This window comes from Sphingomonas sp. BL-S-29 (assembly GCF_055521495.1).
Window position 1 is genome coordinate 2,582,227 of sequence record NZ_CM145482.1, and the last position, 18,171, is coordinate 2,600,397.

Genomic DNA, 18,171 nt, shown 5'->3' on the forward strand with positions numbered 1-18,171 from the left:
ACGATCTGCCACCTATAAGACAAAATCGCTCCCCGTGAAGCTGTATGCGCCAAGTGTCGTGACGGCGATCGCGAAATCGGCGATGCCATCCCCGTCCACATCGCCCTCGACCGTCCAGCTGGTGCCGGAGCCCGACACGCGAAGCTCGCCCGCGACATGGTTGAATGCGCTGCCCCCGATATAGGAAAAGGCGTCGTTGCCGCCGGCCGCGGTGCTCGCGTCGATCACCGAAAGATCGATATGATCGCCGGCATTGAAGTCGGTGATCTGATCCATCGCGCCGGTGGTCGATTCAGTGATGGCGCGGAAATAGAAGGTGTCGTTGCCGCCGCCGCCGGTCATCACATCCTGGCCGAGCCTGCCCCAGAACTGGTCGGCATTCGCGCCGCCGGTCATCGAGTCGTTGCCGGCGCCCATCATGAAGCGGAAGGAGCCGTCGGTCTCGGCCGAGCCGTCGAACGCCACGTCCTCGCCGGCTTTTAGCGCATTGGCGGAAATGGTCAGCACCTTTCCGGCGCCGACATTCGCGTCGTCGAGCTTGATATCGTAATCGAACGCCGTGCCCGGCGCCGCGAACCGCGCATCGGTCGCCGATATCAGCACCAGCGTTTCGATGTTGGTCATGGTCGTGGCGAGGAAGGTGACTCCGCCCGAATAATCGCCGCGCAGACCAAGCTGGTCATCCAGGCCTCCCTGGCCGTCGACCTGGTCAGCCGCCGTGAAGCGCCCGTCATCGCCGAAGAAGAAGGCGTCGCTACCCTGGCCGCCGGTCAGGTCGTCCTGGCCCTGGCCGCCATAGATCAGGAAGGAGCCGTCGGTTTCCGCCGCGCCGTCGAAGGTCAGGTTCTCACCGGCCTGCAGCAAATTGGCGTTGACCGTGAGTGTCTTGCCCGCCTCGACATTGGCGTCGATCGTGGTCAGGTCGTAGCTGTACTGGCTGCCGCTCGTGTCGCCGAAGCTCGTCGTGTTGCCGGAGAAGATCACCAGCGTTTCGATGCCGACCAGGTTGTTCGCGCCGAAGGTCAGCGCGTTCGGGCCAGTATAATCACCCTGCAACCCGACCTGGTCGTCCGTGCCGGCGCCTCCATCGACATTGTCGGTCGAATCCAGCGCGGCACCGAAATAGAAGCCGTCATTGCCGCCGCCGCCGGATGCGCTGTCGGTGCCGCCATGCTGGAGCATGTAGAGGTCGGCAGTGCTTCGGCCGAGAAGCACATTGGCGCCGGTATCGCCGGCCAGCCGGTCGTCGGCGGAACTCACGCCGTTGATGGTCACCGAGACCGTGCCGGTGTCGCCACCGTCCAGCGTATAGGAGAAGCTGTCGATCGCGCTGGTGTTGACCGCGCCGGTCGCGGTCGCGGTTGCGAGGTCGATCAGGCTGTTGAACGCCCCATGCGGATCATAGGTCAGCGTGCCGTCGCTGTTGAGCGACACCCGCGCGCCCGATGCCAGAGTGGTGAAATCACCGGGGTTTACGAGCGTCGCGCCATTGACCGTCGCCAGCACGGGCGCCGGACTGTCCACATCCGTGTCGTTGGCCAGCACGTCGACGATCACGGTCGCGTTCTCGAACAGAGTGAAGCCGGTATCGTCCGTCGCCACCCCGGCATCGTCGACCGGATCGACGGTAATGCCGACAATGGCCGAGACGCCTGAGCCGCCCGGACCGCCGATGCTGTTGTTGTTATAGGCGCTGAGCGTGCCGTCCAGCATATTGGCGACGATGATGTCCAGGTCGCCATCAGCATCGGGATCGCCCAGGGCGATCCCGACCGGCATCCCGTCGCTGCCGAGATCGACCGGCGCCTGGAACGTGCCGTCGCCATTGCCCGCAAGGATCGAGATCGTGCCCGGATCATTGCCGTTGGTGACGACCAGGTCGATGAACCCATCCCCATTGAGGTCGGCCGCGACGATCTGGGCGGGGGTGCCGTCACTGGTGGTGGTATAGCCGACCGCGGCGGCGAAGCTGCCGTCGCCATTGCCCAATGCCACCTGCACCCCGCTGATCGAACTCGGATCGGACGGGTCGGCGATCGAGGAAAAGGCGATGTCGAGCGCGCCATCTCCGTTGAAATCGCCAAGCACCAGATCGGTGATATGGGAAGCGCCGCTCAATATCTGGGTCGCCGATCCAAAGGTACCGTCGCCATTGCCGAGCAGCAGATCGATCGCGCCCGGCGGCGTCATGCCGGGCAAGGTGCCGGCACTGCCCGCGAGCAGGTCGAGAAAGCCGTCGCCATTGACGTCGCCGACCGCGACCGAAGCGATGAACTGGCTGGTCGTCGTCGAATAGGCCGGCGGCTGGAAGACGCCGGGCGCGCTTTGCAGCATCACGCCGACACGGCCATTGTCGGCATCGGTGACGATCAGGTCGGTCAGGCCATCGCCGTCCAGATCGGCCGCCACGAGGTCGAAGGCATAGGGGACCGCCGCGATCGTCTCGGTGTCGCCGGTGATCGACGAGACATAGCCGACATAGCCGCCGCTGCCCGCGCCCTCGCTGGAGAATGCGATATCGGTCACCCCATCGCCGTCGAAATCGCCAAAGGCGAAGGCGCGAGGCGAGCCCTCGGGTATCCCGAAGCCGCCACTGAACGTGCTGCCGAACACGATGATGCCGCCCTCGACTCCGATCACGATCTCGGCGGCGGAATCGCCGTCAAGGTCAGCGAAGCCGAGCGCGGTGGGCGGAGTGCCGACGGGCAGCGACGGGAAGGGCGTGAAGGAGATGGGCGCGCCTGAATTGACCGCGACGGCGGAGATGTCGAGCTCGTCAGGCCCGTTATAATCCTGATCGCCGAGATAGGTCAGGCCGTTCGCCGCCGCGAGCGTCGCGTTGATCTGATCCTGGGTACCGGTGAGGGTGATGGTGTTCGAACCGTCGGCGCCGCCGGTGATGGCGCTCGCGTCGATGCCGCCCGCCACGTCGGTGCGGATGTCGAGCGTGCCATGCGCAACCTCAAGGGTGACCGTCACCAGGCTGGCCGTCGGGTCGGCTGCGACGCCGTCGACGACGATGCCGGTCAGCGCGATCGCTATGTCCTCGTCGCCGGTCACGTCCGGGCCGGTCAGGATCTCGGCATAAGGGAGGACGTCGAGCGCGACGGTCGCGCTGGCGGTCTCGGCGCCGTCGACGAAGCTGAACGTCACGTCGCGCGTGCTGGCGGCGGTGAGATCGTCGATATTCTCGTAGAGGATGCTGGCGGCGAGCAGTTCGATCGCGCAGGCGCAGGCATCGGCGTTGAAGGTGACGACCAGCGGGGCGCCATTGACGCCGCCGCTCCACGTGCCGACCACATCGCCTTCATAGGTGATGTTCGATCCGTCGACACCGAGCTCGCCGGGGCCAGTGCCGACATCCTCGATGGTCAGCTGATCGCCAGCGGTCGCGCCGGCGATCGAGATGGTCATCGTCGCGCCGTCCCACTCTTCATTGTCGTCGTCGAACACCGCGTCGAAGGCGAGATAGACCGGTCCGTCGCCTTCCGTGAAGGTGGCGACGGCATTGTTGCCCGAGGCGAAATAATCGAGATCGAGCTGAGGCGCGTCGTTGATCGCGGTGATGACGATATTGGCGGTCGCGCCGCCGCTCTGCTCGCCGCCGTCGCCGCTGTTGCCGCCATCATGGATGTCGAGCATCAGCGTGGCGCTCGACGGCGGGAAATCGTCGTCGGCGGTGTAGGTCACGACGCTGCTGGCGTCGCTGTTGAGCAGGGCGTTGATCTCGTCGATCGTGCCGGTCAGCGTCACCTGCCAGCTGTCATTGTCCGTGATGACGACGCTCGTGCCGCCCGCCTCGACATGCAGCACGCCGTAGTCGACGCCGAGGGTCACCGTCACCTCGCCGGTGCCGGCATCGGGGTCGGCGACCGAAAGGCCGCTATTCTTGATGTCGAGCGCGACCTGCTCGGTGGCGGCATAATCGGTCAGGGGCGCGGTCGCGGTCGGCGCGTCGTTGATCGCCACCACGTCCAGCACGACCTGCGCGCTGCCCGTATCGAATCCGCCGAGATCGGTGCCGCCGCCATCCAGCAGGCTGAAGTCCAGGGTGCGCTGGTCAGTCGTGGGCGTATCGGAACTGGTGAAGAAAGCGATGTTCTGCATCGTCGCCTGGACCGCGCAGCCACACGCATCGGCATTGAACACCACGATCAGCGGGCCACCATTGGTGCCGCCGTTGAGCGTGCCGACGATCGTGCCCTCATAGCTGAGGGTGAGGCCTGACACGCCGATTTCACCCGGCCCAGCCCCGACGTCATTGACGGTAAGCTGGTCGTCGGCCGTGCCGTTGTTGCTGATGGTCACGGTCAGCGTGGCGCCGTCATAGCTCGTATTGTCGTCGGTGAGGGTCGCAAAGGGCGCCAGGCCGGTCAGCGGGTCGCCCTCATAATAGGTCGCGACCGCGTCGTTGCCGGCTTCGAAGACATCGAGATCGAGGACCGGCGCGTCGTTCACCGCCGCGACGGCGACGGTAACGCTGCCCGTATCGGTAACCCCGGCGCCATTGCGCGTGACATAGTCGAAATGGGCGTCACCGACGAAATCGGCATCGGGCGTGAAGGTGACGCTGCCGTCCGCATTAAGCACCGCGCTACCGCCCGATATCGCGGTGACGCTGTCGATCGCCAGCGTTTCTCCGCTGGCGACGCCGTCATTGCCGAGAATGTCGGCAGCGGCGAAGGTGATCGGGGTGTCCTCGGTTGCAGCCAGCACGTCATCGATTGCCTCGACCGCCGGGTCGACAACAAGCAGAACGGCATAGGTGCTCGAGGTCTCGGTCGCGGATGGGTCAGCGGTCTCGACGCTGGTCGCATTGAGCTCCAGCTGAAGGCCGCCGCTGAAATCGGCGGCTGCCGTTATGGCCAGATGCGCGGTACCGGCGGCCAGCGCATCGAGAAACGCCGCATCGCCCGGGTCGCTGCGATCGATCACCCAGGCGCTGGTGGGATCGCCGCTGTCCGCGCGATGCCCTGCCGACAGCGTGAAGTTTTCGGGAAGCTGGCCGATCGTTACCAGGTTCAGCATCTCCGACCCGTCCTGATCGGCGAGCGTGATGGTGGTCGGCAACTCGACCGTGTCTCCGGCCCGGACGTGAATAAACTCCGGGGTCGGATCGAAGTGACGGATGAAGATGTCCTGGTCGGTGCCGCCGCTGGCGCGGAGCTGCAGCCAGCCGACGGTGAAGGTGCCGTCGTCATTGACGGTGATGGTCGGCTGCGCGTCCTGGATCGGCTGACCCGAACCGTTCATGCCGGTGTTGCTGACGTTCACCGCGCCCCCCGCCGCCGGAGTGCCATTTCCTGAGAAGACCTGTGTGAAGATATCGTTGGTGCCGTCGACGCCGTTATTGCCGATCCAGGCAAGGACGAACCGGCCGTCGGGCAGGCCGGCGACATCGACCGAGAATTCTGCGGAAGAGGCCAGGTTGAGCGGGGTGAAGTCGAGCACCGCCGCGGTGCCGTCCCAATGGAACAGGGTGACGTGCAGTTCCTCGCTGCCCGAGCCGTCGTCCTGCTGCCACACCACCACGAAATCGCCGTTCGCCAGTCCGGTCACGGCCGGCAGCGTTCCGCCGCTGCTGTTCGCCGGGGTTTGCGGGCCGGGGGTGTCGGTCTCGTCGACTCGCGTCGCGACGATCATCCCGCCGCTCTGGGCCGCGACGACAAAGGCGCCGTCATCCCCCACCGCCGCGACATGGTGCGCCGGGGGATCGAAACTGGATCCGGAGTTGAAGCCGGGATCAGCACCGGTCATGACCAGGAAGGGGCCGCCATCGGTGGTGCCGTCCGCCTCATAACGCTGGGCATAGATGTCGGCCGCACCGGCATTCTCCACTGCCCAGGTGACGACGAAGCCGTCACCGACCGCCGTCACGGTCGGATCGGCCTCGCGTCCCGTGCTGCTCGCCGCCGTCGTCACGACAAGCGCCGGCGTCGTCGTTCCGGCGTCGTAGAAAGACGTGACGATGTCGCCGCCGCCGGTCGACCCGCCATCGACGACCCAGGCGATGGCGAAGCTGCCATCCGGCCGCCCGGCGGCGGATGGCTGGATCTCGTTGACTCCGCCGCTGGCGGTAACGGCAAAGGCAGCGCCTTCGGGCGCTCCGCTCGCATCATATATGCGTGCGCTGACGCTGCCGGGGAACAGGCCCTGCTGCCAGACGACGAGCGTGCGACCGCCGTCGAGCGCGGTGACGATCGGGCCATTCTCCTGGCTGGACGTGCCGGTCACGTTCTCGGCCGGCCCGAGCACGTCGGGCTGATCGTTGATATTGACGTCGATCAGCGGCGCGTCGGCGACGGGATCCGCCGTGATCGTCGCGGTTGACGGAGCGGAGACCTCCGAATCGCTATCGACCGCGACATAGTGAAAATCAGTGACGCCGCTCCAGTCGAGATCGGGCGTGAAATAGAGCACGACGGTCCAGAGCCCGGTATCGGGTTCCAGATAGTCGGCAACGTAATCCGCCCCGACGGTTACGGGATTGCCCAGGTAATCCGTGAGCGTGCCGTTGGCCGGCAGGTCGTCCAGGCGGAAAATGGGGGGAGTCGAATCGCCATCGTCCTGATCATAGGCCCGGAGAGTGACGAAGATGATTCCATCTTCCGTGCCGACCGCATCGATATCGTCCGATACTGGCGTTGCCATCGACTATCCCCCGCATTGGCGATCCGCCCCCGCGGATTCGTCTCCACATCGTATAATCAAATTACGTCAATACGTCATGAAAATTAATGGCATTCATCGTGCCAATATAATCTTCAATTCCTGTGGCATTTCCTATCGCGCGAAAAGTCTCTAAGGGGCGCCGATGGCATCGTATAAAGAACCCTCCTTCAAGGACCGCGCCGCGCTTTCCGCGCAGGCCAAGCAGGCTGCTCTCGAAAAACTGAAGGCGAAACCGCCGGTCGACCCGGCTGTCGCCGCCGAGCGTGCCGCCGCCCGCGCGGCCAAGGAAGCCGCCGAAGCGCAGAAGCGCGCCGACAAGAAGGCCGCGATGGAGCAGGCCCGGCTCGACAAGATCGCCAAGGCCGAAGCCGCGAAGGCCGAGGCCGAGCAGGCCGTTGCCCGCTCGCAGATGACCGAAGCCGAGAAGAAGGCGGCGCGCGATGCGCGCTACGCCGCGCGCAAGGCGCGCAAGTAGCTCTTCGGCAGACGGCCCGCGGGGCCGCTGCTACTTCCACGCTAGGGCAGATTCTTCGCCAGCTCGTCGAGCCACGGCTTCGCCGTGCCGTCCGACGGCGCACGCCAGTCGCCGCGGGGGGAAAGCGCGCCGCCGGCCGAGACCTTCGGCCCGTTCGGGATGGCCGAACGCTTGAACTGGCTCGTCACGAAGAAACGGACGAGGAATTTCTCCAGCCAGCCGCGGATCGTCGCCAGATCATAGGCATGGCGCGATGCCGGCGGGAAGTCGCGCGGCCAGCGGCCCGCCGCGGCGTCGCGCCACGCATGGAGCGCCAGGAAAGCGATCTTCGACGGCGCCATGCCGTGCCGCACGACATAATGCAGGAAGAAATCGTTGAGCTCGTACGGCCCGATCCGCGCTTCGGTGCTCTGCATCGCGCCGTCGGCGCCGGCCGGGACCAGCTCGGGCGAGATTTCGGTCGCCAGGATCGCCTCGAGGATCGCATCGGTCTCGCGGTCATACTGATCGGTCCGGATGCACCAGCGGATCAGGAACTGGATCAGTGTCTTGGGTACGCCCGCATTGACCGCATAATGGCTCATCTGGTCGCCGACGCCATAGGTGCACCAGCCAAGCGCCAGCTCCGACAGGTCGCCGGTGCCGACCACCAGCCCGCCGCGCTGATTGGCGAGGCGGAAGAGATAATCGGTGCGCAGGCCCGCCTGGACGTTCTCGAAGGTCACGTCATAGACCGGTTCGCCCTCCGCGAAGGGATGGCCCATATCGGCGAGCATCTGCCTGGCGGCGGGGCGGATATCGATCTCGTCGCCGTCGACGCCCAGGGCGCGCATCAGCGCCCAGGCGTTACTCTTGGTATGCTCGCTGGTGGCAAAGCCCGGCATGGTGAAGGCGAGGATGCGGTTGCGGGGTAGCTCGAGCCGGTCCATCGCCTTGGCCGCGACGATCAGCGCATGAGTCGAATCCAGCCCGCCCGACACGCCGATCACCAGCCGCTCGGCCCTGGCCGCCTCGAAGCGCTTGAGCAGTGCCTCGACCTGGATGTTGAACGCCTCGTAGCAATCGGCGTCGAGCTTTTCCGGGGTGTTGGGCACGAAGGGGAAGCGACGAATGTCGCGCTTCAGCCCGATATCGGCATAGTCGGGCTTGTGATCGAAGGCGATGCGGCGGAAGCGCGTCTCGGGATGCCCGGCCAGCACCGCTGAATCGTTGAACGTGCCGGTGCGCATCCGCTCCTGACGAATGCGGCCGCAATCGACATCGGCGATCAGCATGCCCGGCTTTTGCGGAAAACGCTCTGATTCGGCGAGCAGCTCGCCCAGTTCGTGCACCATGCCCTGGCCGTCCCAGGACAGGTCGGTGGTGCTTTCTCCCGGCCCGGCCGCCGAGAAGACATAGGCGCAGACGGCGCGCGCGCTTTGCGAGGCGCAGAGCAGCGCCCGCTCGCGCGCCTTGCCGACGACGATGTTGGAGGCCGAGAGATTGCAGCACACCAGCGCCCCGGCGAGCGCGCCCATGGTCGAGGGCGGGGTGGGCGACCAGAAATCCTCGCAGATCTCGGCATGGAAGACGAAGTGGGGCAGGTCGCTCGCCGCGAAGATCAGGTCCGGGCCGAACGGTGCCGTCTGCCCGGCGATCGCGATCTCGCCGGACTGGCCCGCGCCGCTCGCGAACCAGCGCTTTTCATAATATTCGCGGTAGTTCGGCAGGAAGGTCTTGGGCACGACACCCAGCACCTGTCCGCGCGCGATGACCACCGCGCAATTGTAGAGCCGGTTGTTGCGCGGGATCGCCGCGCCGACCAGCAGCACCGGGCGCAGCCTGGCGCTGGCCGTGACCACGGATGCCAGCGCGTCCATCGTCGCGCGCTGCAACGCATCCTGCAGATGCAGGTCGTCGATCGCGTAGGAGCTGATGTTGAGCTCGGGGAAGACGAGCAGGTCGGCGCCGCTTTTGTGGCCCTGCTTCGCCAGCGCGATCGCTGCCTCGGCATTGGCCATGGGATCGCCCACCGTCGCGCGGGGCGTGCAGGCACCGACGCGGATCAGCTCATGGCTGTGGATCGAGTGGAACGGATGTGCCTTCGCCATGGCAAGCGCTTAGCGAGCTTTGGTTGCCAATGCCATGTTCGCCGCTCAGGGCAGTCTGGCGATCAGGACGCCGGCCACAGCATCCTTGCCGCCTTCGATCTGCAGCACGTAATTGCCCGGGGTCAGCGCGAAATCGACCATCTTGCGGATGCCGGTGCAGCTCAGCTTGTGCGTGTGGGCGGTGGACGCGAGGAATTTCCCGTCCTGCGCGATATTGATCCAGGCGCTGGTGCCGAGCGCCACGCGATAGGTACCGGCGCTCGCCACGCTGAAGATCGCCATGCCGCTATGAGTGGTGAGGGCCGGGGCCTTGTTCGGCATGGTGGCGAAGGTCACCTCCGGGGTCGGCGCCAGCGCCAGGTCGGTGCGGCTGCCGATCTTCACCAGCGCCTTGGCCAGCCCGCCGGGCGTGGTAGCCGCGGCAAGCGGGGTGCCGTTCGCCCAGCCGGCGAGTTCGGCGGGCAGGGCGGGGCAGGGGGCAGGGCTTGCTTCCTGCGCCATGGCGGGGAGCGCCGCGAAGGACAGAGTCAGCGCGAACAGGGCGGCAATTTTCACGGGTCACCTCGCAATCGATCGATCATCATAACGCCCCGCCGCCCGCTTGACGACCCGGAGCGCGCCGTTACGCACATGTTTCAAGCAATTGGAGTCGGGCGATGAACATGAAGCGGGCAGCAGCGATACTGGCACTGGGCACTGCCTGCACGATCGGCACCGGCGCGGCGGCGAAGACCGTGGCGCACCCCCAGGCCGAGGCGCAGGCGCTAGACCTGGCGAAGAAGGCCATCGCGCTGCGCTCGGTGCGCGGGCCGGGCAATGAGACCGACAAGGTTGCAGCCCTCTACAAGGCCGCCCTGGTCGAGGGCGGTTTCGCTGACGGCGATGTCGAGATCACGCCGGTCGAGGACACCGCCTATCTGATCGGGCGCTGGCGCGGTTCCGATCCCAAGGCCAAGCCGCTGGTGATTTCCGGCCATATGGACGTGGTCGAGGCCAAGCCGTCCGACTGGCAGCGCGATCCGTTCACCCCGGTGGTCGAGAATGGCTATCTGTTCGGCCGCGGCGCGACTGACATGAAGCTCGACGGCACCATCGCCATCGCCGCGCTGATCGAACTCAAGCGCTCGGGCTACAAGCCGAAGCGCGACATCGTCATCGAATTCTCGGGCGACGAGGAAACGACGATGAAGACCTCGGGCATCATCGCCGACAAGCTCTCCAATGCCGAGATCGTGCTCAACATCGATGGCGGCGGCGGGCTGCTCGACGAGAAGACGGGCAAGCCGGTGCTGTGGACCTGGCAGGGCGCCGAGAAGACCTATGCCGATTTCGAACTGACCGTGACCAATCCGGGCGGCCACAGCTCGGCGCCGCGCAAGGCCAATGCGATCAACCAGCTCTCGGCGGCGCTGGCGCGGATCGGCGACTATCAGTTCAAGCCCGAGGTCAGCGACCTGACCCGCGCCTATTTCGTCGAGGCAGCGAAATATGAGGATGCCGAGACGGCGGCGGCGATGCGCGCCTTTGCCGCCGACCCGACCGACAAGGCGGCGATCGCCACGCTGACTGCCAACCCGGCGACGATCGGCAAGATCGGGACGACCTGCGTCTCCACGATGGTCAGCGGCGGCCATGCGCTGAACGCGCTGCCGCAAAAGGCGACCGCCAACATCAACTGCCGCATCTTCCCCGGCCACAAGCCTGCCGACATCATGGCCGAGCTGCAAAAGGTCGCGGCCGAGCCGGCGGTGACCTTCAAGGATGTGACCGAAGGCTCGGTCGCCACCGACGCCTCGCCGATGCGGCCCGATTTTATCGCGGCGGTGAACAAGGCGATGAAATCGGTCTATCCCGGCGTGCCGGTATTCCCGAGCATGGCGTCGGGCGCCAGCGATTCCATGTGGTTCCGCTACAAGGGCGTGGACAGCTATGGCGCGAGCCCGACCTTCAGCAAGGATTCGGACGATTTCAGCCATGGCCTGAACGAGCGGGTCCTGGTGTCGAACATCGCGCCGGGGATCAGCTATTATCTGTCGCTGTTCACCGACCTGTCGAAATAGGGAGCGAGGAGAGTGGCGGAGCAGGGCGCGATCACGGACGATCCGGTCGTCGCCCGGCTCCTTCGCCACCCGAGCGGGCTCAAGGCGGGCGGCCTTCCCTCGGCGCATGAGGTGCTGGCGACCTATTGGTTAGCGGCGGGGGCAGCATCGTTCGCCTTTTGCCGCCACGGGTTGTTGCTGAATCCGGGCGCGGCGGAACGATATATCCCGTTCGTCGAGATCGATGATGCCGGCTATTACAACCGCGAGATGATCGAGCGGGCAAAAAGGGCCAGGGTCGATGGCGGCCCGGCCAACCTCGTCATCCGCTTGCGCTCTGGCGAGAGCATCGAGCTTACCCTGGAACGGCGTGGCGAGAAGAGGCCGGACTTGCCGACGATCGCCGGGCTTGTGCATCAGCGCGTGGTGATTCACCGTGCTGAGCAGGAGAGGGCCTCCCGGCCGAGCGATCCCGCATGAGGATCACCGAACAAATGATCGCGGGTTACCGGGCGGGCGATTTACTCGGTTTCGTGCCGCTCGATGGGTCTCCGCTCTCACTCAGCGGCAGGCGAGGCCTCGATGAACGAAACCTCGCCTGCCGTTCGAGTTCCCACCGGGGTCAGTAAGCGGCCGACAATGTCAGGAACCACTGGCGCGGCGCGATCGGATAGGCGGAATAGCTGTTGGTCGCCGATCCGATCGACAGGGTCGATACCCCCTTCTTGTCGGTCAGGTTGGTGACGTTGAGCGCAAGCTCCACCTTGCGCAGCGGCACGATGTTCTCCGGAAGCCGTGCGGCGAGGCGCAGCGACGTCAGGAAATAGGATGGCACGCTGGCGTCGTTGGTGAAGGTGCTGAAGCGGCGGCCGACATAGTCGCCGATCAGTTGTGCCTCGATCGGGCCGACCGATACCGTCGCGACCGTCTTGTTCATCCATTTCGGCGTGCCGGGCAGTTGCTTGCCGCAGGTCGGCACGACGCCGGCAGTGACGATATAACCGCCAATGCAGCTGTTGGTGGCGTTGCCGATGCCGAGCGCCGCCGAAGTATAGTCACTCTGATATTTGGACAGATTGTACGAGGTCGCATTGTAGAGCGAGAAGGCGCGTCCGACGCGGAGCGTGAAGGCGGCATCGACACCGTCCGTCTTGACGTCGCCGACATTGACCAGGATCGAGGTGCCGCCGGTGATGTTGCCGCCTGCGATGCCGCCCGGGTTCGTCGAGATCGCCAGAAGGCGGTCGTTGAACACGACGTGGTAATAGTTGATCTGCGCGTCGAACCCGATGTCGCCGGAGAAATTGCGGCGAGTGCGCAGGCCGCCTTCATAGGTCCAGCTGCTCTCTGGCTTGCCCTGGTCGGCAAAGGCGTCGAATGCCGCCTGGCTTCCCGTGAACCACGGGCCGCCACCGCCGGCCAGATATGCCTGATATTGCCGCAGGTTCTTCTGGACGTTGAAATAGACCTCTTCATGGCCGTTGAAGTCATAGGTCGCGCCGATCGCCGGCAGGAACCAGCGCAGCGTATTGATCTTGCCCTGCGGCAGGCCGCCCGACAGGCCCGACAGGGACCCGGCCTTGGGCTGGACTGGGAAGCGCCCGTCCGCCCATTGCGCGCTGGTCTTCACGCCGCCCTGGACGATCAGCCGGTCGGTGACTTGCCACGTGTCCTGGATATGCAGCTGCAGCTGGTTGATGCTCGCCTCGCCCTGATATTGGGTGAACAGCGGCGTCGCGACCTCAAGCGGGCGGATATAAGGCGTGCTCGATGCCGGATTGTTGACGTCGACGCCGTACCACCGGCGCCACTGCGTGGTGCTGTTATGCTCGAACCAGCCGCCCAGCTCGATCTTGTGGTTGCCGACATCGAGATTGAGCGCGGAGATCACGCCTTCGCGGTCGATGCGATATTCCGTGGTGCGGGTGATCAGGCCCGAGCCACCCGTCGCCTTGACCAGCGCGGCACCGGCCGCGGCCGCCTGGGCATCGGTCAGCGCCGTGCAGGCGGTGGGCCGGATCCCGTTGGCGTTGGCGCCGAAACGGCAATTGGCCGGGAGCGTCGCGTAATTGGGGTCGAGATAGGGCTGGGCCGTCGTGATCGACTGGCCGAGCGGACCGGCAACCACGCCGGCGCCGTCATTGTGATGGAAATAGGCGGTCGTCGACCAGGCGACATGGTCGGAGAATTTCGCGTCGTAGCGAAGATAGCCGAGATAGTCGGTCCGCTGCGCATCCGAATAATAGTTGCGATAATTGCTGCCCTGGGCGGCCGGGGAATTGCCCATCGCGCTTAGATAGGAGGTCCGGTACCCGTCGAAACCCGGATAGAAGAACGGCTTGGTATAAGGAGTATAGAGCTGGACCGGGGTCGCCGTGGCGCCAGCGGAGGGCTTGAAGAAGACGGTCGCGTCTTCGTTCGGCTGAGTCATGTCGTTATAATCGAAATACAGGGTCAGCTTGCCGATCGCGCCGTCGTGCACGAACTTGGCGTTCGCCTGGTAACCACCCTGCGTACCGTTGAAGTCCCAGGCCTTGGCATGCTGGCGCGCCGCCGAGATATAGCCCGACGTCGTGCCGCCGCCGAAGGTGCCGGTGTCGATGCGGACAAAGGTGCGCGAGGTATCGTAGCTGCCGAAGGTCTGCGCGGCCTGGACGCCGAAACTGCTCAGCGGGCTCGACGAAAAGGTCTCGACGGTGCCGCCGAGATTGCTGTTCGAGGCCGTGGCGAGATCGCCGGCGCCGGTCGACACGACGACGCGGCCGACATTCTCCGAAATCACCGCGCGTTGCGGGGAAAGGCCGTTGTAATTGCCATAGCTCTGGTCGCCCAGCGGAATGCCGTCCATCGTGTAGCCGAGCTGGTTCGCCGCGAAGCCGTGGATGAAGATCTGGGCGTTCTGCTCGTTGTAACCCCAGGGATCGGCGGTGATGTACAGCACGCCGGGCAGCGTCTGGATCGCCTTCAGCGGCGACACGCCCGGCAGGATCTTCTGGATCTCGCTCTGGGGGATCGCGGTCGACGAGCGCGTCGATTTGGCGGCGGTGACGACGATCGTCTCGTCCGACTGGCTGTCGCTCGAATCGACGACGGCCGTCTGCGCACAGGCTGCGTTGGCGTAGAAAAGCGCGCCCGCGAGCGCGAGCAGGCTGGAAGTATGTCGAATCACGGCAGGGCCCCCTTGGTGCAGTCGTTGCTGCGATGCAGCGACGCGCCCTGTGCGCCCGGACCATGCCAGTTTCGCGACGTTTCGGTTGCGATGGTGTGACAGTGGCCGATCTGGTCTTAACTGCCCGCGACTCCCAGCCGCTCGAGATAGGCGCACAACATGTCCGCCAGCGCGTCAGCATAGGCATGGATTTCCTCCGCCGTGCGCGGCGTGGCGGAAAAGCTGCTGCCCACCTCGCTCAAGGTCGTCTCGACGAGATCGCCCGTCAGCGATCGCCTGCTCTCGGTGGCGTCGGGCAGCAGTTCCTGCAGGAAGGACTGGAAGGCCTGCGCGCTCGACGCATGGACATCGATCGCCTCGGGCGCGTCGCGATACAGGGGGGCTGCGTCGTTGAGCGCGCCGCGGATCTCCGCTTCTTCGCATTCCGAGCGGATGAACATCTGCACCAGGGTGCGGACGCGTTCGAGCGGCGGCTTCGTGCGATCCTCCAGAATGTCGCGCATCAGGTCGCTGGTGGCCCGCCACTCGTCGCTCTGCAGCCGGAACAGGATCGCCGCCTTGTTGGGAAAATATTGGTAGAGCGAGCCGACGCTCACCCCCGCGCGCTCGGCGACTCGGGCCGTGGTGAATCGCTGCGCGCCCTCGGTCCTCAAAACCTGAACAGCGGCATCGAGGACCGCTGCGACAAGGTCGTTGGAGCGGGCCTGTTTGGGCTGTTTGAGCAAGGAGACACGGGCACTTCGTCGGGTCGTCATCTGCGGTTTCGCCAATGCGAATAGGAAAGCTGACGAACTAGTCGTATTTTTGACGGCGAGCAAATAGCTGCTCGAAACCGGAGAAAATCGATGACCATCCTTACCAGCGCGCCGGTGGCGCCGCTGCTCGATCGCCTGTTCGCTGAAGCCGAGGCTGCGCACCCGTCGATGAGCCCCGTCTTCGCGTCCTTCTCTGTGGAGGAGCGACGTCGAGTCATGATGAGCAAGACCGATTATCGCGAGCTGTATGACAGGCTGAAGGACTTCGCGCTTCCCGTCTCGCGCGAGACGGGCAAGCTCCTCTATCTACTGGCGCGGGCGGGCAATGCCCGATCGATCGTCGAGTTTGGCACCTCGTTCGGCCTCTCGACCTTGCATCTTGCGGCGGCGCTACGGGAAAATGGCGGTGGACGACTGATCACCAGCGAGTTCGAACCGTCGAAGCTCGCCAGGGCCAGGGAGAACCTAGCGGCCAGCGGTCTGGCTGACCTGGTCGAGTTCCGCGAAGGCGACGCGCTGGACACGCTGGCGTCGGATCTGCCCGAGACGATCGACCTGCTCCTGCTCGATGGCGCCAAGTCGCTCTATCTGGACGTGCTGGCGTTGGTGGAGAGCCGGTTGCGGCCGGGCGCGGTGATTATCGCCGACAACACCGATTATTGCCCCGACTATCTCGAACGCGTCAGCTCGGTCGCGAACGGCTATTGGTCGATGTCGTTCACGGACGACGTCGAACTGTCGATCCGGCTCGCCTGAGGCGCCTCGATGTCACCGGCGACTGACATTTTGTTCAGTCGCCGATGACGCGATTTCACATAAGTATCTTAAAAATATAAAAATAATTAACACACCTTGTCGGGTAAGCGCAAAATGTCAGCGACCCTCATGACATTCCAACAGACGGTCGATTCAATCGCCGCCCGGCAGGCGCTATCGAGGCGATCGCGGCGGCGATCACCGCCTGGCTCTTTCTCAGCGCTGGAGAGGTAGTAGCGCGTCGATATGGCGCTCGGCGATCGCGCTCGCCTCGGCTGGGGTGAAGGCGTCGGGGGCGAGGCAGAGTTCCAGCCACAGGCCATCCACGATCGCACTGATGCCGATCGCGGCGAGGCGGCGCTCCGGCCCGGGCATGTCGCAGGCGGCGAGCAGGGTTTCGAGATCACGCCGGTACGCGCCGTAAAGGTCGCGGTGCAACCGGGCGATGTCGTCATTACTCTTCACCAGGCTCCAGAAGGCGATCCAGGTCGAAAGCAGGCCGGGATCGGCGATCGGCCTGGCGAAGCTGGCGGTGACATGCGCGAGCAGGCGCGCGCGCGGCTCCGGTCCGGCGGCGGCCATGGCGGCCTCGAAGGCAGTCGAGACCTGCGCGTCGACATGCGCATAGGTCGCCGCGATCAGCGCATCGATACCGTCGAAATAATGGCCGAGCAAGCCGGGCGACACGCCCGCCTCGGCCGAGATGGTACGCACCGACACGCCCGTCGCGCCGTGGGTGGCAAGCACGCGCGCGGTTGCCTCGATCAGGCTCAGGCGGCGCGCATCTGGCTCGGCGCGGGTGAAGGCGGGTTTGTGCACATGCCCCTTCTCCCGTTCGTGTCGAGCGAAGTCGAGACACATTCGCGTTGCGCCTCCGCCTTTCTTGTTATACGATCGTTCAACAAGGAAACGGAGGCCGGCATGGCGCATCGCTACGCGGACACTGGCGAAGGCAAGGGGGCGGAAGGGCATGATCCCGACGCCGACTTCAGCCTGCCGGGCTGGCTCTACACCGATCCCGAATATTTCGACGTCGAGGTCGCGCGGGTGATCCGGCCGTCATGGCAGATCGTCTGCCATGTCAGCGACATCCCGAAGCCGGGCGACTATCACACGCTCGATTATATCGGCGAAAGCGTGATCGCGGTGCGCGGCGAGGACGGCACGGTGCGCGCTTTCGCCAATGTCTGCCGCCACCGCGCGATGCGGCTGGTCGAAGGGCCGGCGGGCTGCGCGAAGAAGCTGGTCTGCCCCTATCACGCCTGGGCCTATGAGCTCGACGGGCGGCTGACCGGCGTGCCGATGAAGGGCGATTATCCCGCGCTGGACATGGCGAAGAACGGCCTGGCGGCGGTCGATCTCGAGATCTGGAACGGCTTCGTGTTCGTGCGGCTCGAGGATGACGGCGGCCCGTCGGTCGCCGGGATGATGGCGCCGTACGAAGCCGAGATCGCGCCTTATCGTTTCGAGGAGATGCGCACGCTCAGCCCGGTGCGGCTGCGCGAGCGGGCGGTGAACTGGAAGAATGTCGGCGATAATTATTCCGACAATCTGCACATCCCGGTCGCGCATGCCGGGCTGACCCGGCTGTTCGGCAAGAGCTACGCGATCGAGGCGCAGCCCTGGGTCGACAAGATGTCAGGCTACCTCGCCGACAAGCCGTCGAACGACCGGTGGGAGCGGCTGTACCAGGCCCATCTGCCGCGCGCGGAGCATCTGCCCGAGGCGCAGCAGAAGCTGTGGCTCTATTACAAGCTGTGGCCGAACATGGCGTTCGACATCTATCCCGATCAGGTCGATTTCATGCAGTGGTTGCCGCTCTCGCCCACGACCTGCGTGCTGCGCGAGATGGCCTTTGCGCTCCCGGATGACCGGCGCGAGATGAAGCTGGTGCGCTACGCCAACTGGCGGATCAACCGCACGGTCAATGCCGAGGACACCTGGCTGATCACGCGGGTGCAGCAGGGCATGGCGTCGCAAAGCTACACGGTCGGCCCGATCGGCGCGAGCGAAGTGTGCCTGCGCAGCTTTGCGAAGAAGATCCGGCGGCTGATCCCCGAGGCACGGCTGCACAAGGCGCCGGCGCCGGGGTGGAGCCGGCGACCGCGCCCGGTGGACTGACGATCCCACCGCCGTTCGTGTCGAGCGAAGTCGAGACACGGCCACGGACGCGCCAGATGCGGTTTCTCGACTTCGCTCGAAACGAACGGGTGGT

11 protein-coding genes are annotated in these 18,171 nt (G+C 65.3%); 5 read left to right on the forward strand and 6 right to left on the reverse strand.

Annotation, left to right across the window (positions count from 1 at the left end):
* Positions 1-12: 12 nt before the first annotated feature.
* Positions 13-6,651: a beta strand repeat-containing protein gene (locus ACZ1I2_RS12290; RefSeq protein WP_465177046.1), complete on the reverse strand. Its 6,639-nt coding sequence runs from the start codon at positions 6,649-6,651 to the stop codon at positions 13-15.
* A 163-nt stretch (positions 6,652-6,814) separates the two neighbouring features.
* Here ACZ1I2_RS12290 and ACZ1I2_RS12295 point away from each other — a divergent pair, with 163 nt between their 5' ends.
* The gene (locus ACZ1I2_RS12295; RefSeq protein WP_465177045.1) at positions 6,815-7,147 is read left to right on the forward strand and encodes a DUF6481 family protein; all 333 of its coding nucleotides are present in this window, start codon (positions 6,815-6,817) and stop codon (positions 7,145-7,147) included.
* A 41-nt stretch (positions 7,148-7,188) separates the two neighbouring features.
* Here ACZ1I2_RS12295 and ACZ1I2_RS12300 read toward each other — a convergent pair whose 3' ends face one another.
* A complete protein-coding gene (locus ACZ1I2_RS12300; protein WP_465177044.1) occupies positions 7,189-9,237 on the reverse strand; it encodes an NAD(+) synthase in 2,049 nt (682 codons plus the stop codon).
* Positions 9,238-9,282: 45 nt separating this feature from the next.
* A complete protein-coding gene (locus ACZ1I2_RS12305) occupies positions 9,283-9,792 on the reverse strand; it encodes a homogentisate 1,2-dioxygenase (RefSeq protein ID WP_465177043.1) in 510 nt (169 codons plus the stop codon).
* A gap of 101 nt (positions 9,793-9,893) precedes the next feature.
* Here ACZ1I2_RS12305 and ACZ1I2_RS12310 point away from each other — a divergent pair, with 101 nt between their 5' ends.
* Both ACZ1I2_RS12310 and ACZ1I2_RS12315 read left to right on the forward strand, forming a co-directional pair.
* Positions 9,894-11,297 (forward strand): M20/M25/M40 family metallo-hydrolase, encoded by a 1,404-nt coding sequence (locus ACZ1I2_RS12310; RefSeq protein ID WP_465177042.1) that lies wholly within the window; start codon positions 9,894-9,896, stop codon positions 11,295-11,297.
* A gap of 12 nt (positions 11,298-11,309) precedes the next feature.
* Complete coding sequence (locus ACZ1I2_RS12315; protein ID WP_465177041.1) at positions 11,310-11,756, forward strand: hypothetical protein; 447 nt, start codon at positions 11,310-11,312, stop codon at positions 11,754-11,756.
* 142 nt (positions 11,757-11,898) lie between these two features.
* On the opposite strand, the gene ACZ1I2_RS12320 is transcribed toward ACZ1I2_RS12315, so the two are convergent.
* A complete protein-coding gene (locus ACZ1I2_RS12320; protein WP_465177040.1) occupies positions 11,899-14,445 on the reverse strand; it encodes a TonB-dependent receptor in 2,547 nt (848 codons plus the stop codon).
* Between the two features lie 116 nt (positions 14,446-14,561).
* Complete coding sequence (locus ACZ1I2_RS12325; protein WP_465177039.1) at positions 14,562-15,200, reverse strand: TetR/AcrR family transcriptional regulator; 639 nt, start codon at positions 15,198-15,200, stop codon at positions 14,562-14,564.
* A 90-nt stretch (positions 15,201-15,290) separates the two neighbouring features.
* On the opposite strand from ACZ1I2_RS12325, the gene ACZ1I2_RS12330 reads away from it, so the two are divergent.
* The gene (locus ACZ1I2_RS12330) at positions 15,291-15,956 is read left to right on the forward strand and encodes an O-methyltransferase (protein ID WP_465177038.1); all 666 of its coding nucleotides are present in this window, start codon (positions 15,291-15,293) and stop codon (positions 15,954-15,956) included.
* A 216-nt stretch (positions 15,957-16,172) separates the two neighbouring features.
* On the opposite strand, the gene ACZ1I2_RS12335 is transcribed toward ACZ1I2_RS12330, so the two are convergent.
* A complete protein-coding gene (locus ACZ1I2_RS12335) occupies positions 16,173-16,775 on the reverse strand; it encodes a TetR family transcriptional regulator C-terminal domain-containing protein (RefSeq protein ID WP_465173834.1) in 603 nt (200 codons plus the stop codon).
* Positions 16,776-16,877: 102 nt separating this feature from the next.
* Between ACZ1I2_RS12335 and ACZ1I2_RS12340 the strand changes: the two genes are divergently transcribed.
* On the forward strand, positions 16,878-18,077 hold the full coding sequence (locus tag ACZ1I2_RS12340; RefSeq protein ID WP_465177037.1) for an aromatic ring-hydroxylating oxygenase subunit alpha: 1,200 nt from the start codon (positions 16,878-16,880) through the stop codon (positions 18,075-18,077).
* Positions 18,078-18,171: the final 94 nt, after the last annotated feature.